General features: G+C 30.5%; 9 protein-coding genes and 1 pseudogene. 6 read left to right on the forward strand and 4 right to left on the reverse strand.

All coding sequences use genetic code 11. The features are described 5' to 3' along the window. Positions 1–17: 17 nt before the first annotated feature. Entirely contained in the window at positions 18–1,514 is a 1,497-nt protein-coding gene (istA, locus tag J3495_RS11000) for an IS21 family transposase (RefSeq protein WP_210666608.1), read from the reverse strand. Positions 1,515–1,742: 228 nt separating this feature from the next. On the opposite strand from istA, the pseudogene J3495_RS11005 reads away from it, so the two are divergent. Next, a pseudogene (locus J3495_RS11005) lies at positions 1,743–2,939 on the forward strand (IS256 family transposase). Positions 2,940–3,677: 738 nt separating this feature from the next. Here the strand turns inward: J3495_RS11005 and J3495_RS11010 are convergent. Further along, positions 3,678–4,874: a serine hydrolase domain-containing protein gene (locus J3495_RS11010; RefSeq protein WP_210666609.1), complete on the reverse strand. Its 1,197-nt coding sequence runs from the start codon at positions 4,872–4,874 to the stop codon at positions 3,678–3,680. Between the two features lie 442 nt (positions 4,875–5,316). Continuing rightward, positions 5,317–7,656, reverse strand: a complete 2,340-nt coding sequence (locus J3495_RS11015) for an outer membrane beta-barrel family protein (RefSeq protein ID WP_210666610.1) — start codon at positions 7,654–7,656, stop codon at positions 5,317–5,319. Positions 7,657–7,876: 220 nt separating this feature from the next. On the opposite strand from J3495_RS11015, the gene J3495_RS11020 reads away from it, so the two are divergent. From J3495_RS11020 to J3495_RS11035, 4 genes are all read left to right on the forward strand, one after another. Further along, positions 7,877–8,947, forward strand: coding sequence for a sensor histidine kinase (locus J3495_RS11020; protein WP_210666611.1), 1,071 nt, complete (start codon positions 7,877–7,879; stop codon positions 8,945–8,947). Continuing rightward, positions 8,947–9,663, forward strand: coding sequence for a LytR/AlgR family response regulator transcription factor (locus J3495_RS11025; protein ID WP_236025448.1), 717 nt, complete (start codon positions 8,947–8,949; stop codon positions 9,661–9,663). Before J3495_RS11020 ends, J3495_RS11025 begins: the two co-directional genes overlap by 1 nt. A gap of 361 nt (positions 9,664–10,024) precedes the next feature. Beyond that, the gene (locus J3495_RS11030) at positions 10,025–11,038 is read left to right on the forward strand and encodes an alpha/beta hydrolase (protein WP_210666612.1); all 1,014 of its coding nucleotides are present in this window, start codon (positions 10,025–10,027) and stop codon (positions 11,036–11,038) included. Between the two features lie 272 nt (positions 11,039–11,310). Then, positions 11,311–11,988, forward strand: coding sequence for a DUF4386 domain-containing protein (locus J3495_RS11035; protein ID WP_210666613.1), 678 nt, complete (start codon positions 11,311–11,313; stop codon positions 11,986–11,988). Here the strand turns inward: J3495_RS11035 and J3495_RS11040 are convergent. After that, the gene (locus tag J3495_RS11040; RefSeq protein ID WP_210666614.1) at positions 11,963–12,586 is read right to left on the reverse strand and encodes a Crp/Fnr family transcriptional regulator; all 624 of its coding nucleotides are present in this window, start codon (positions 12,584–12,586) and stop codon (positions 11,963–11,965) included. The two genes, J3495_RS11035 and J3495_RS11040, sit on opposite strands and share 26 nt — an antisense overlap. A gap of 385 nt (positions 12,587–12,971) precedes the next feature. Between J3495_RS11040 and J3495_RS11045 the strand changes: the two genes are divergently transcribed. Beyond that, the gene (locus tag J3495_RS11045; RefSeq protein WP_210666615.1) at positions 12,972–15,341 is read left to right on the forward strand and encodes a TonB-dependent receptor; all 2,370 of its coding nucleotides are present in this window, start codon (positions 12,972–12,974) and stop codon (positions 15,339–15,341) included. Positions 15,342–15,346: the final 5 nt, after the last annotated feature.

A 15,346-nucleotide genomic window follows, 5' to 3' on the forward strand; every position in this document is an offset into this window, starting at 1 on the left:
TGATTGGGAAGTTCCTGCTAAGGTTCTTGATCAAAATCAATATGATCCAAGTTGTTTTCTAAAATATTTTGTATGGTCTTAAAATTGTAAATTTTAAAATCAAGTGCCCGCCTGCAGGCATTTATTAATCGCTGTCTGCCTACCTTTTTTTCAAAATTCAGTATTCCTAAACAATTTTTATAAGCCTGTTCCGGATGATTTCTGCTTTCGATTATCTGCATTATATATTCCCCTACTGACTCATCAATATTATTAGCCCATTCAATGAAGCGGGCAGCACTCCATTGAGCTACAAATTGATGTGTACTTGCTAAATGCTCAGGGGTTGTTGTGTAGACATAAGGTTTGTAGTTTCGTGGATGTACGGCTATTCGATTGTATTTATAATAAATCTCTACCGTTGATTTGGTATATAACAGCTTTGCTTTCTTTTTTACATATTGATACGGAACGCTGTAATAGTTTTTGTCCTGGCTTAATTGAACATGACCGTTTTGCATTACTGTTGCAAAAGATTGATATTTAATTTCAAAACGATCTTGTGGCAGTGGACGTAGTTTTTCTTTTTCGTCTTCTAAAAATAATTCAAAGCGGGAATAAGGCCGTCCTGTTAGTTTTCTGTTACTGTGAGAGTCAAGTAAATCCCAGATCTGCTGGTTTAATTCTTCCAGAGAAAAGAACTTAGTTTCTTTTATGGTTACATAAATCCTTCGATATAATATCTTAACAGCTCCTTCAACTAATGATTTGTCTCTGGGTCTGTAAGCTCTGGCAGGTAAAATTGTAGTTTCGTAGTGTTCTGCTAAATCAGCCAGGGTTTCATTGATTGTCGGTTCAAAACGACTGCTTTTTATTACTGCAGATTTTAAATTATCCGGAACAATGGCAGCAGGAGTACCTTCAAAAAAGCGCATGGCATTCTCTACTGAGTCAACAAAATTTTCCTTTTGCTGGCTCATGGAAGCTTCAGCATACGTGTATTGGCTGGCTCCTAATATTGCTACAAAAAATTGTACTTCTTTGACCTCTCCCGTATCTATATCAATAATTGAGAGTGTCTTTCCGGCATAATCAACATACATTTTATCACCAGCCTTATGGTTCATGTGCATGACCGGATTAACTCGCTTGCCCCATATATTGTAATGATAATGAAATTGTGAAGTTCGATAACCATCCGGATTTACAGCAATATATTGTTCCCACATATGCTGCACGGTAACGCCAACTTTTTTTAGTTCACGTTCCATTTTAGGAAAAAAAGCATAAAGTGTCTGTAATCTCGGGCTAATGGCCTCTACACTAGTCTGGGAGAATAAAAGTTCCAGCTCTGCATCGATTTTTTGGTCGATTAATTCAAAGTTTAATCCGAGAACTTCAAATAAGGAAATATATTTCTTTACCGTATTTCTTGAAAGGGATAAGTAGCTACTTATAAATAACTTACTCTTTCCGTTACAATAGAATTTAATTACTTTTCTAATTTTACTCATGTCTGTTATTTTGTTTGCCATAATCCGTATATTTTTAACGAATGTATGGTTCTAACAACATGAAAAAATGAATAGTTTTTAATCGTTAATTCACCCCAAAACTTGGTGGTCAATTTGCTCCGGAATCAGGTGGTCAGTTTGCTCCGGAACGGGTGGTCAATTTACTTCGGAATTAGGTGGTCAAATTGACCGGTTTTTCCAATTTTAAACCCCATCATTTTTTTTTAACTTTAACATTTACAAAGTCTTATGAAAAAAGAAGATTTATTATCAGATGAATTTTTAAAACAATTCAAAACAGGCGAAGACCTAAATGGTTTTCTTGCTCAATTACAAAAACGAGGGATAGAAGCTATTTTATAAGGAGAGCTGGATTCTCATCTAGGATATGAGAAACACGAAAAGACGCCTTCAACTAATTCTCGTAATGGTTTTTCCAATAAGAAGATAAAAACTTCATTTGGAGAATCAAACATCCAGGTTCCAAGAGACAGAGAAGCTTCTTTTAATCCCATGATTATTCCAAAACGTCAAAATATGGTTGATGGATTAGAGAATGTAATAATTTCTCTTTATGCCAAAGGAATGACCGTTAGTGATATTGAAGAACAAATAAGAGAAGTCTATAAATTTGATATCTCAACCTCCACTATTTCTAGAATTACTGAATCTGTTTCTAATGATGTAATAGCTTGGCAAAATCGCCCACTAGAAGCTGTTTATTTAATTGTTTGGATGGACGGGATTGTATTTAAAGTTCGAGAAAACTCTAAGGTCATTAACAAAACTATTTATTTAGCTGTAGGCCTGAATCGAGATGGAAAAAAAGAAGTTTTGGGTATGTGGTTGGGCAAGAATGAAAGTTCCAGTTTTTGGTTGGGAGTTTTAACAGATTTAAAAGCCAGAGGTGTTGAAGATATATTAATTACTGCTACAGATAACCTAAACGGCTTTACTCAAACTATTAAAAATGTATTTCCTGAATCACAGACTCAAATCTGTGTAGTGCACCAAATACGCAACTCAGCGCGTTATGTAGTGTGGAAAGATAAGAAGGAATTCTCTAAAGATATGAAGCAGATTTATGATGCTCCAACCAAACAGGCTGCCAGGGCTTCTCTTGAAGATTTTGCTAATAAATGGAATAGTAAATATCCATATGCTGTAAAATCATGGCAAGACAATTGGGAAGAACTTACCGTATTCTTTGACTTCCCCGTTGAGATTAGAAAAATAATTTATACCACTAATCTAATCGAAAATCTAAACGGTAAGATTAGAAAATACACCAAAAATAAATTATCATTCCCAACCGATGAAGCAGTTTTAAAATCTGTATATTTGGCTTTAAGAGAAGCTACCAAAAAATGGACAATGCCAATCCATAATTGGGGATTAATACTCAATCAGTTCTTAACTATATTTGAAAAAAGGGTTCAACTTTAATTAAAAAGTCAAACCCCGTTATTTTTAAGCTTACACACTTTTTAGGACAGTGTCCGATGTTCCTAGAAAGGAAATCAAAGAAATGTATTCCTTGCAAATTGCTCCAACAATTGCAAAACTCTTAGGAATAGAGCCACCAGCTAATGCTGAGATGAAAAGTGGGTTTTAGATTTTCAATATTCTTAAATTTGATTTTAAAAAAGCAGGAAGGTTTGTAAATACCTTCCTGCTTTTTTTTACTGACGCACTTTATGAGACTCCTCATAAAAATTATTAAGAATTATAAAATTGTAGATAGTCTTTATTATTAATGACAGAGTTAGTATACCCATTCAAGCTATGCTCAGAAAATGGTACTAGTGAGAAGTAAAACCATAGAACCAGTAATAGGAACGTTGGTCAATTTTATCATATCAAACGTGTCAATACTAGAGGAATCAAGCAAGCCAACAAACACGTTTTGATGGTAGCGTTAACCTATGATCTCAAGAAAAACTTGAATTTCATCTCCAAAAAAACAAAAAAAAGCCGGAGTTGTATGAGTAACAAAAGTAAAAGGGCCTACTTCTCTAAAAACAACTTTCAATGAATTGAAATGTTTGTTTTTAATCACCGTACAATTTAAAATATAATATAAAACCAAAAACAACCTCGCTTAAATGTGCTTAAACGAGGTTGTTTTTTATGCAGATTTTGAAATTTTACTTTTTTAAAAGAGTTGCGTAACAACGACCCCTGTTAACGTTTGGTTGTTTGTTTTGTTTTTAAGTCCTTTGCATATTTGTAAAGTTCCTCATAAATGTCAAAGTAAATTCCCTCGTCTTTTTCGTCCAATTTGGTATTGAAAAATACAATTACAGCAAATTCTTTGTTTAAATCTGAAAGCATAAATGTTCTCACTCCCGAGTCGGAACCATTGTGACCAATTCGGGTTGCTCCTAATTTTGTAGCCCAAAAAATACCTTGGTTAAGTTTTTTGATGTTAACGTTTTCAGGTTTATTTGTTTCTGTGTGTTGAAAACGAAGCATTTCTTTTACGGTTTCCGTTTTCAAAATTCTTGTTTTTTTATATTCACCTTCATTTATCAAAGCGATAAAAAACTTAGACAATTCATCTACCGAAGTTCTAATGCCACCGTCTGGATAAGTTGTCATTTCGTATAATTGGATTGGCACAATGCTTTCTCCTTTCTTTTCATAAAGTTTAGTATGTTTGGTAATATCAATTTCATTTAATGCCCACCCTGAATTTTGCATTTTCAAAGGTTTGAAAATATGTTTTTTAGCATACTCGTTTAGAGTTTTTCCTGTTCGTACCTCAATGATATATCCTGCCAATCCTGCACCAATGTTACAGTAATCTCTATATGTTCCAGGTTTGGCATTTAAGAAGTTGTCTTTTGAGTAGTGTTTACCACCCTGTACGAAATAATCTTTTAAGAATTTACCTAATTGTTCTGGTTTACGACCTTCATAATAATAAGTGCTGTCACCATAGAATGGGTTTCTGTCTGTAAGCCCTGAAGTATGAGTAGCCAAATGTCGCAATGTTATTTTGTCATTAGGATAATTTGGATTAATAACTTTAAAAGGTAAATAGTTATTTATGTCTTCGTCAAGCGAAACTTTTCCTTCTTCAACAGCTTTCATTATGCAAACACCTGTAAAAGTTTTGGCAATGGAAGCTACATTCATTATAGTTGAAGGCGTAAAAAGAGTTCTATTTTCTCTGTCTGCAAAACCATATCCATTTGACCAAACTACTTTTTTATCAACGATAATAGATGCTCCGATGCCTACTATTCCCGTTTCAAGCATTTTATTTTCAATAAAACGTTCTATTGAAGTTTCTGTTTTAATATTAGATTGTCCTATAATATTAGTACAAAATATTAGTGTCGTTAAAAATAGTGTTAATGTGAATTTTACTTTCATTTTTTTTTATTTATTAATTTTTGTTAAACGTTAAATTTCTAGGTCTCTGCGGTCAACTTACCGCTAACGAGTCTATTTGTCTGATTGTTTTTGGGTTACATCTTATGTTACTTGGATACATTATTATTATTATTATTATTATTATTATTATTATTATTAAATCTAGTGTAACAACCAACTACATCGGAATATTTAAAATAGTAGCAGTATTTTGTTACATTTTGTATGATAGAATGAACATTTATTGATTATTTTCTATTCAAAGAAAACGTAGATATGACTTTGAGTCTCCCAATGACTTTGGACGAATTAGTTACAGCATTTTGGCTTATTTTCAAAAAGAAAACTATTTAGAAACAAATCTTTTTATAATTTTGGGATTCACTTTGCAAGAGTTTTTGACATTTACTTTTGTAACATTTTGTTTTAAATTGGTGTACTTTTACTCTGGCAAACGATCTTTGTCGCTTTTTTTTCTGTTAAATCTACAAGTAAAAGTGACATAAATTCTATGTCGGGCATTTTTGAAATCATAGTCTAAAGTATAATCGTTACCCGTTACAACTCCTTGAGAAATTCTAGAATCGAAAACATTATCTATTTTAAAAGTAATGGTTGCTTTCTCTTTCCAGATGTCTTTTCCCATTCCCAAATCGACCCAATATTGCGCATCGGCATTTATTTGACCACTTTTTCTGGCCCCTTGATGGTTAAAGTTGGTTTGAAAATTCCAAGTTGAAAATTTAATTCTTGAATTCAATCTTGAAGTAAAAGCATTATCAGAAACACTAAAAACTCCTTTTTGGTTGAACTTGTAATAATTCATTTCGCCAGAAAGTGTTAACCATTTAATAGGCGAATAGGTAATGCTAATTTCTGCTCCAAGACGACTTTCGGTACCAGAATTTATAGCTTGTTCCACTAAGTTTCCACTGGCATTGGTTGTCCTTATATCTTCAAAAATATTTCTTGAAAATTGATGATACACACTTGGATTTATGGATAATTTCTTCCATTTTATTAAAGTTCCTAGTTCATACGAATCAGTGAACATTGGATTCAAATCGGGATTTCCAATTCGAATATTTCGTCTATCGGCGATACCTCCAAATGGATTCAGTTGCCAAAATTGTGGTCGACTTATTCTTCGACTATAACTTAATTGAAGGTTTAATTCATCATTTATTCCATAAGTAAGATGAGCAGTTGGAAAGAAATTGGTGTATTTTTTATTAATGTTAAACAGATTAATTCGGTCATTGCTCCCCGTATTAGAATGTTCTGTTCTTAAACCCAATTGATATTCTAATTTTTTAAAACTGCTTCCGTATTGAAAATAAATGCCAAAAATATTTTCTTTATAGTTCAACAAATTAGTTAAATTAGTTATTGGTGTGTTATCTTCAAACGCTTCATAATCACTGTTTATTCGTCGAATTTCTCCTTTTAAACCAAATTCTATTTTTGATTTTTCGGTAATTGGAATTGTGTAATCGGTTTGGAAAAGAAAATCTTTGCTGCTTTCTATATCTCTACTTTTTAATGTTTTTTTAGAAATTGTTGGCAATTTTTCTTCTTCCTGAATGGCTTCATTTTCGTCATCATTCCAAAAATTATATTGTAAGTTTATGGTAAACTTTTTTCCAACTTTATCAAAAGTTCTAATATAATTTAATTCTATTTGATTGGCAATTTGAGGTTCTCGATACGTTTCTGTTGCAGTAATTATTTGGGTAAAATTTCGATTATTGTCTAGAAAATTAAATTTATAGTCTGCTGAATCATTGCTAGTGTTGTTTCTATAATAATAACTTATAGTAATTGTATTTTTATCATTAAAATAGTAGTCGCCACCAAAATAAATATTAAATGTTTTGTTATTTCTAACCCTATTTGCAGTACTTTCTAAATAAGAATCAACTACATTATTATTATAATTTGTTCGCAAAGAAGATTCTTCTCTAAACCTTGTTAAATATTGGTATCGTAAATCAGAAAACAAGTTAATTTTTTTGTTTTTGTAACTCACATTATAGCCCAAAGCATGATTATTTGGTGTTCCCGTGGTTATTTGCGCCGAGCTTCCAAAACCACTCATTTTGTTTTTTTTCAGAACGATATTAATAATTCCTGCTGTTCCCTGCGAATCGTATTTGGAAGACGGATTGGTAATGACTTCAACTTTTTCAATATTTTCTGACGGAATTTGTTCCAACCCGTTGTTTGCTGATAGAACTGATGGTTTCCCGTTAATTAGAATTCGAACTCCTGAATTTCCTCGTAAACTTACAACGCCTTCAGTGGTAACATTTACCGACGGAACATTGTTTAAAATATCGGTTGCATTCCCACCTTTTGAAATCAAATCGTTACCAACGTTAAATATTTTTTTGTCTAATTTATGTTCAATAGTAGATTTTTCTGTCTTGATTTCAACTGTTTCGAGTTGTGTTGTATTCTCTTCTAAATAAATAGTTGGGATTGTTTGATTGGTTTGTAAATCTATATTTTCTAGTACAACACTTTTCAATCCAATAAATTCTACTTTTATAGAATACTTTCCTGAAGAAGTTTTTACAGTAAAATTTCCTTTATCATCAGTAATAGTTCCTGTTATTATTTTATTATCCGATGAATTAATAACCGAAATTGTTGCAAATTCTAGGAGTAGGTTAGATTTTTTTTCAATTACTTTTCCTTTAATTGTTAAGATTTTCGGAGTTTCTTGAGCGAATAAAATGTTGGACAAACAAAGTGCAATAAAAAGCAAAATTTTTTTCATCTTATTTTTTTAAAAATTATTGGGCAAAATTGGTTTGTTTTTTTAAACAAGATTCGGCGGAAGATAGAAATCTAATTTTTGCACCTTAATAATTAAAAAATGAGCAATGACGAATATTCATATATATAAATAGTGTGTTGAGGCATAAAAACAACTATTTCGTCTATAATAATTTAAATCTGTAGAGTTGTTGATTATATTTACCATAAAGATAAAGTTTATGGATTTTTTTAAAAGAATATGGGAGTATATAGAAAGTAACAGAATTTTAAAGCATGTTTTATTTTGGTTGGGCTATACCCTAATAAATATTTCGGTAGGTTTAAATACCGAGGACGAATCTTTAGCTGAAACTCTTGTTTTTCTTATTATTTTGCTAATTCCTCAAGCTTTAGCTACTTACATTTTAGCTTATTTTATAATTGCTAAAATATTTTTTAGAAAGAAATATGTTTTGGCATTTTTCTGTTTCTTTTTTACTGTCTATTTTTTTTCGGCTTTAGCAAGATTAACAGTAGTTTATGTTGGCGAACCTTTATTTAGAGTTCCGCCTTTTGAACAAGAATCATTTTTTGAGATTTTTACTGACTTGCGTAAGCTTTGGGTACACTACATACCAGCCGTTTTTATGGTTTCATTTATGTTTTTATTTGTTAAATTTTTTTTAGAATACAAACGAAAAAAAGAAGAAGAAACACAGTTATTAAAAGAAAATGCAGAAGTAGAATTAAAAGCTTTGAAAGCACAATTAAATCCGCATTTTTTGTTTAATACTTTAAATAATATTTATTCACTATCGTTAGATAATTCGCCAAGAACTCCTGTTGCCATTGGAAAATTAGCGGATATATTAGATCATATCTTATACAAATGCAACGATCAATTTGTTAACGTTAACACTGAAATTGAATTACTTAAGAATTATATCGAACTAGAAAAGTTACGCTATGATGATCGATTGCAAATTTCATTTGGAAGTAACATTGAAAAGGACATACAAATTCCACCATTGTTACTTTTGTCGTTGGTAGAAAATGCTTTCAAACATGGTGCTGGCGAAGATAGTGGGTCGCCAAAAATTGATATTGACATCTATCAAAAAGACAAGATATTTAAATTCGAAATTTCGAATTCAGTTTCAAACACATTTGTGATTTCAGATAAAGTTAAAATAGGATTATCAAACATTACCAAACAGCTTGATTTGATTTATGCAAATAATTATCAGTTAGACATACAACAAACGGCAAAAGCATTCACCGTAGTTTTACAAATTAATTTACAATACTAATGATGAAAATTAAATGTTTAGTTGTTGATGATGAACCACTTGCTATTCGACTAATTGAAAAGCACATTGATAAAATTGATGCGTTAGAAGTTGTGGCAACTTGCAATAATGCACTAAAAGCATTTGAAATTTTGAATTTGCAAACCATCGATTTACTTTTCATAGACATAAAAATGCCCAATATGACGGGAATTGAGTTTTTGAGAAACCTTAAAAATCCGCCAAAAACAATACTTACTACAGCCTATCGTGATTTTGCTATTGATGGGTTTGAGTTAGGTGTTGTAGATTATTTACTGAAACCAATTACTTTTGAACGTTTTTTTAAAGCAGTCGATAAGTTTTTAATAGAATATTCAAAATTTTCACCAAAAACTCTCGAAATTGATTCAAAAGATTTTATTTTAATAAAATCAGGAATTAAAAACCATAAAATCTACCTTCAGGACATTATTTATATTGAGAGTGTAAAAGATTACATAAAAATTGTTTTGGAAGATAACAGAAGTATTACATCTAAATATAAAATAAGCGATATGGAATTAGAATTAAACCCCAATATATTTATAAGAATTCATCGTTCATTTATAATTAATAGTACTAAAATTTATGCTTTTACAATAAATGAAATTGACGTTTGTGGTATAGAAATCCCTATTGGTGCAAGTTATAAGGATGATGTTGTTTTGTTTTTGGAAGCATTCAAGAAATCTTAATCGTTTAGGTGAAAATAAAATCTATCGTATTTAGAATTTAGTTTATTGATGATTTGTATGAAAATTACTTTTATGTATAGCTGAATTTAAAGTTGATATTTTTCAAGTAATTGATAAAAAAATAGTAGAATTAAATTTAGTAATTATTTTGACCATTTTTAAAGAAGTAAATAGAGATTTGGAACATACTAGATTTAAACAATTGGACTAAAAAGTTTCAATAGTATTTTCAATTGTTGCCGAAGAGAAAGCCACTTTAAACTGCTATAAAACATTATTTACGTTTACTATGCAATCTAGATGAACTTATCTTAAGTCAATTTTATGTTTAAAACAAAAATATATATTTGCATAAAAAGACATGAAAAAAATTTTTAAATGGTCAAAACGAATCGGCTTAGGCTTAATTATACTGTTGCTATTATTACTTTTTATTGGATTTTTTTTTGAAAAAGCATCCCGAAATAAGGCTGAAAAAATTAATCCTAATGGTAACTTTGTAAACCTTGAATATCATCGCCTCCATTATTACAAAAAAGGAAGTGGTGGACCAACAGTTGTATTTGAAGCAGCTTTTGATCCATCTGGACACTTACAATGGTATCATATTCAAGAGAAATTACCAATTAATTACACTAGTATTTCCTATGACAGAGCAGGAGTTTTATGGAGTGATAGAGGTAATAACCCCAAGTCAGGTGAGGAAATTGCCAAAGAATTACATCTATTACTAGAAAAATCTAACGCTCCAAAACCTTGCATTCTTGTGAGGCATTCATTTGGAGGAACACTCGTCCGATTTTTTGTCAACAAATATCCTGACGATATTGCAGGAGTTTTATTAGTCGATACTCAATGTCCCAATGATGAAAAATATTCATCTACCAAACTATTTAAAATGGTAAATCAAGGATTGCCAGGAGGTTTTTTGAAATTTGCCAATACATTTGGCCTCGCTAGACTAATGTTCAAAAGTATGTTTCCGAATGGTAAACAATACGAATATCAAAATTCTATAATGCCCGCTTTACTATATAAAAGTGCATACGCAGTGTTGGAAGAGCAAGATAAGATGAGTTCTATGAAAAAGGAAGCATCAAAAATAAACTCTTTTGGTAACATTCCTCTTTATGTATTGACTACTACAGATAATAAACGCTATAATTCTTTTATAAAAGATGATAAATTAAAACTGGAAATGATAAATTCTTGGGATAAAATGCAAAGTGATTTTTTATTACTTTCAACAAAAAGCAAACAAATCTTTGTTCCCAAGAGTGGTCATTGTATTAATCAAGAACAGCCAAAAGCTATCGAAAACGTGATTAATGATATGGTAAATAATTTAACTTATCCAAGTAAGTTCTATATATAACAATGTATTTGTGCATTAGCGAAATTTTTAGTGAAGAGAATATATATTTTATGATTATACTTTATATAGAAGATAGAATTAAATTCGTTTAGGTCGTAACTGCTAAAATGTTGGAAAAGTTAGCTGTAGGATACAATATAACTAAATTTAATTAAAAAATTTTGCTGTTTGAATGCTAAGGTCACTTTTGATAAATTGAATTAAAATTTCATCAACAAGTTCAATGACGTTATATATTAGCCATAAAAAATATAAATTAAAATAAAAAAAATATGAAAAATCATGAAGTGGGTAAAATTATAGGGTATTCTTTATTACTTATGGCGATTATTGCTGGTATAGCTTATGGATATTTGTTTAAAAATATATATGTACCAAGTAATTCCCAAGAAACATTAACTAACTTAAAAAATTTTGAGCAACAATTTAGAATATTTATTTTTCTATTTATTGTAATTTTAGTTTTGGATATTTTAGTATCAATAGCGCTTTATGATTTTTTTGAAACCACGAGCAAATTCATTACCAAAATTTGCTGTGTATTAAGATTGGTTTATTCAAGTTTGTTAGGAATTGCAATATCTTGTTTAATAGTAATGTTACAATTAATAAGATCTCAAAATCAAAATAACGATTATATAATGAATTTTTTGAGTGCTTTTTTAGAAATTTGGTCTATTAGCCTGATTGTTTTTGGATTACATCTTTTGTTACTTGGCTATATTATCATTAAATCTAAAACAATCCCAAACTATATTGGAATATTTACAATAGTAGCAGCATTTTGTTACATTTTGAATAATGTAATGAATATTTTATTTAAGGATTATTTACTATATAAAGAAAACGTAGAAATGATTTTGAGTTTGCCAATGGCTTTAGGCGAATTGGTTTTAGCATTTTGGCTTATTTTAAAAAAGCAAACTACTTTGAAACAATCTTTTTTCTAATCCTGCTCAAAGATTCGGGAGTAACACCAATGTAACTAGCAATTTGATGTAATGGAACCCGCTGTAATATATCAGGTCGAGTAGTAATTAAATCTTCATAGCGTTGAGTTGGCGTTGAAGTCATAAAACTTGACAAAAAATCTTGCATCTTACCAAAATCTTGTTCAGTTGCCATTCTCGTTATTTCTTGTAAGTTTGGAAATTTTTTATAAATTTCTGCTTCTTGAACGGGGTCATAATTTCCAACTATTACAATACTGTCTTCTAAGCATATCAAGCTACTATCAGCCAAATTCTTATATTGATGACAGGTAAACTTAACAGCTGATTCGTATTCAAAGAAAAAATGTATTGTTTTTTCAACACCATCAACCAGTACAAACTCACGCAGAGCTCCTTTCAAGATACAATAACAATTATCCCAATTTTCGCCTTCTTTATATAAAAAAGTACCTTTTTTAAACTGTTTTACCTGAATTAAGTCAGCAAGTGCCTCAATTTCTTCAGATGTTAACATTCCAAAATTACTAATAAAATCTATGACTATTTGTCTGAGTTCTTTTTCAGATAGTTCAGTGTTTTGAAGTGCTATGCTCATAAAATTAATCATTTTTATTAGATTTTCAAAACTAGCAAATTAAAAAATAACCACCTACTAAATAATCATTTTTCTTATCATTTGTTAAGTGGGTTAAGAAGATTCAATTTTAGTTTTGCATAAAAAATGAATGAAGAATAAAATTGTAAAAAAAGTAACAAAAGTAGTTCCAACACTTTGCTTGACTGTCTTTATACCTTCTCATACTATTTATGATGATACTTAAATAGTTAGGAAAGGATCTTATACCTAGATATAGTATGAGTTTAACTAAAAAAATTAAGTCAGCCATAGAAATTCTGTATTTCAATTAGCCTTCAGAATCTTTATATAAACATAAATACAACCTAAATTTTAAAATATTAATTCAAAAAAAATAAAAAAAATGAAAAAAATATTGTTGCTACTATTTGCTTTTTTTGTCGCTAATAGTATAAAAGCTCAAGAAAAATTCACTATTAATGGTACATTAAAGGATGCAAAAACGACCGAAACATTGTTTGGAGCCAACGTATATATTGTTGAATTGAAAGTCGGAACCAATACGAATGAATATGGTTTTTATTCATTAACAATTCCAAAAGGAGAGTATACCTTAAAAATTAGTTATTTAGGTTTTGAAACCCTCGAAGAGAAGATTTTAGTAACTCAAAATGTAAAAAAAGATTTTGCGCTAACCGAAAACAACCAAACACTAGAGGAAGTCAAAGTTGACAGCTATAAAAAACGCTCCGAAATCAAAAACTCCGAAATGAGTGTTAATAAACTATCAATTCAAACCATAAAAAAAATGCCCGCTGTATTAGGTGAAGTAGATATCATAAAATCAATACTTCAACTTCCAGGGGTTACCAATGCAGGCGAAGGCCAATCTGGATTTAATGTTCGTGGTGGTAGTGCTGATCAGAATTTGATACTACTTGACGAAGCGACTATTTACAATTCATCACACCTATTTGGATTTTTCTCTGTTTTTAATTCCGATGCGATTAAGGATCTAAAACTATATAAAGGCGGTATCCCAGCAAGATTTGGTGGACGATTATCTTCCGTTTTAGATATTTATCAAAAAGAAGGTAACAAAGAAGAGTATAAATATACTGGTGGCATTGGTTTAATTTCTAGTAGATTAATGGCAGAAGGTCCAATTTCTGGCGGAAAAGGCTCATTTTTAGTTGCCGGTCGTGGCACCTATGGTCATTTGTTTTTAAAATTAGCCGATAACAAGAATTCAGCTTATTTCTACGATTTGAACACTAAATTAAACTATAAGCTAAACGATAAAAATACCTTATTTCTTTCTGGCTATTTTGGTCGTGATCAATTTGATTTGAGTGGTGGCTTTATAAATACCTATGGAAATTCATTTGTAAATCTACGTTGGAATCATTTGTTTTCAGATAAATTGTTTTCTAATCTATCAGTAATCTATAGTAACTATTATTACGGCTTAAACCTTGATTTTTTTAAGTTTGACTGGCAAAGTGATATCAAAAATTTCAATCTAAAATATGACTTTAAACACTATTTAGGTAATGCCTTAAAGCTTACTTATGGTGTAAATGCACAATACTATGAATTCAATCCTGGCACAATTGTACCAACAAGTTCAAATTCGGGGATTATAGCAAGACAATTAGACAGAAAATTCGCTATTGAAAACGCTGCCTATTTTGATGTGGATCAAAAACTTTCAGATCGGTTTTCAATAAACTATGGATTGCGTTTTAGCAATTTTACTAGACTTGGTGAACAAGTAGTAAATATTTATACCAACAATCAAGCAGTTGTTTTCAACAACGATGCAAAAATATATGAAAAGGCCACACCAATTGGTACTAAGTTCTATGGTAAGAATAAAACTATTACAAACTTTAATAATCTTGAACCGCGATTAGCATTAGCTTTTGCATTTGATGATAATCAATCATTTAAAGCAAGTTACAATAGAATGTCACAATATTTACACCTAATTTCAAATACAAGTTCCCCTACACCTTTGGATATTTGGACACCTAGCGATAATTTTTTTAAACCTCAAATTTTAGATCAATTTGCAATTGGCTATTTTAAAAATTTTAGTGATGATAAATATTCGATTGAAATAGAATCATTTTATAAGAAAATGAAAAATCGAGTAGATTATATTGATGGTGCTGAACTAATTGCGAACAACGACCTTGAACAAATCATATTGAATGGAATCGGTCGTTCTTATGGATTAGAATTCTTTTTAAGAAAAAACACAGGAAAATTACAGGGTTGGGTTTCCTATACTATTTCAAGAGCAGAACAACAAACTCCGGGAAGAAATGCAAACGAGACTGGAATTAATGATGGAAAATGGTATAAATCAGGATTTGATAAACTACACAATTTATCCGTAACATCAACTTATAAAAAGAATGAGAGATGGAGTTATGGAGCTATTTTCACACTTCAATCTGGTCAGCCAAGCACCTTTCCAGATGGGAAATTTGACTACCAAGGCATTAGTGTTCCTAATTTCGGGTTACGAAACGAAAATAGCCTACCAGCTTTTCATCATCTAGATGTTTCGGCAACTTATGTTCCAAAACCAAACAAACAAAAAGGTTGGCAAGGCGAATGGGTTTTTAGTTTATACAACCTATATAATCGTCAAAATGCGGCATCCATAAACTTCAGACAAAATGCTGATACAGCCGCAAGCGAAGCTGTTCAATTCTCAATATTTGGCGTTATGCCAGGAATTACTTATAACTTTAAATTCTAAAAAAA

The sequence above is a fragment of the Flavobacterium geliluteum genome, assembly GCF_017948595.1.
GTDB lineage: Bacteria > Bacteroidota > Bacteroidia > Flavobacteriales > Flavobacteriaceae > Flavobacterium > Flavobacterium flavipigmentatum.

What these genes read in the sequence shown, in the direction of transcription:
- J3495_RS11045 (WP_210666615.1), top strand. Translation starts at nt 12,972, where the DNA reads ATGAAAAAAATATTGTTGCTACTATTTGCTTTTTTTGTCGCTAATAGT.
- J3495_RS11020 (WP_210666611.1), top strand. Translation starts at nt 7,877, where the DNA reads ATGGATTTTTTTAAAAGAATATGGGAGTATATAGAAAGTAACAGAATT.
- J3495_RS11035 (WP_210666613.1), top strand. Translation starts at nt 11,311, where the DNA reads ATGAAAAATCATGAAGTGGGTAAAATTATAGGGTATTCTTTATTACTT.
- J3495_RS11030 (WP_210666612.1), top strand. Translation starts at nt 10,025, where the DNA reads ATGAAAAAAATTTTTAAATGGTCAAAACGAATCGGCTTAGGCTTAATT.
- J3495_RS11015 (WP_210666610.1), bottom strand. Translation starts at nt 7,656, where the DNA reads ATGAAAAAAATTTTGCTTTTTATTGCACTTTGTTTGTCCAACATTTTA.
- J3495_RS11040 (WP_210666614.1), bottom strand. Translation starts at nt 12,586, where the DNA reads ATGAGCATAGCACTTCAAAACACTGAACTATCTGAAAAAGAACTCAGA.
- J3495_RS11010 (WP_210666609.1), bottom strand. Translation starts at nt 4,874, where the DNA reads ATGAAAGTAAAATTCACATTAACACTATTTTTAACGACACTAATATTT.
- istA (WP_210666608.1), bottom strand. Translation starts at nt 1,514, where the DNA reads ATGGCAAACAAAATAACAGACATGAGTAAAATTAGAAAAGTAATTAAA.
- J3495_RS11025 (WP_236025448.1), top strand. Translation starts at nt 8,947, where the DNA reads ATGATGAAAATTAAATGTTTAGTTGTTGATGATGAACCACTTGCTATT.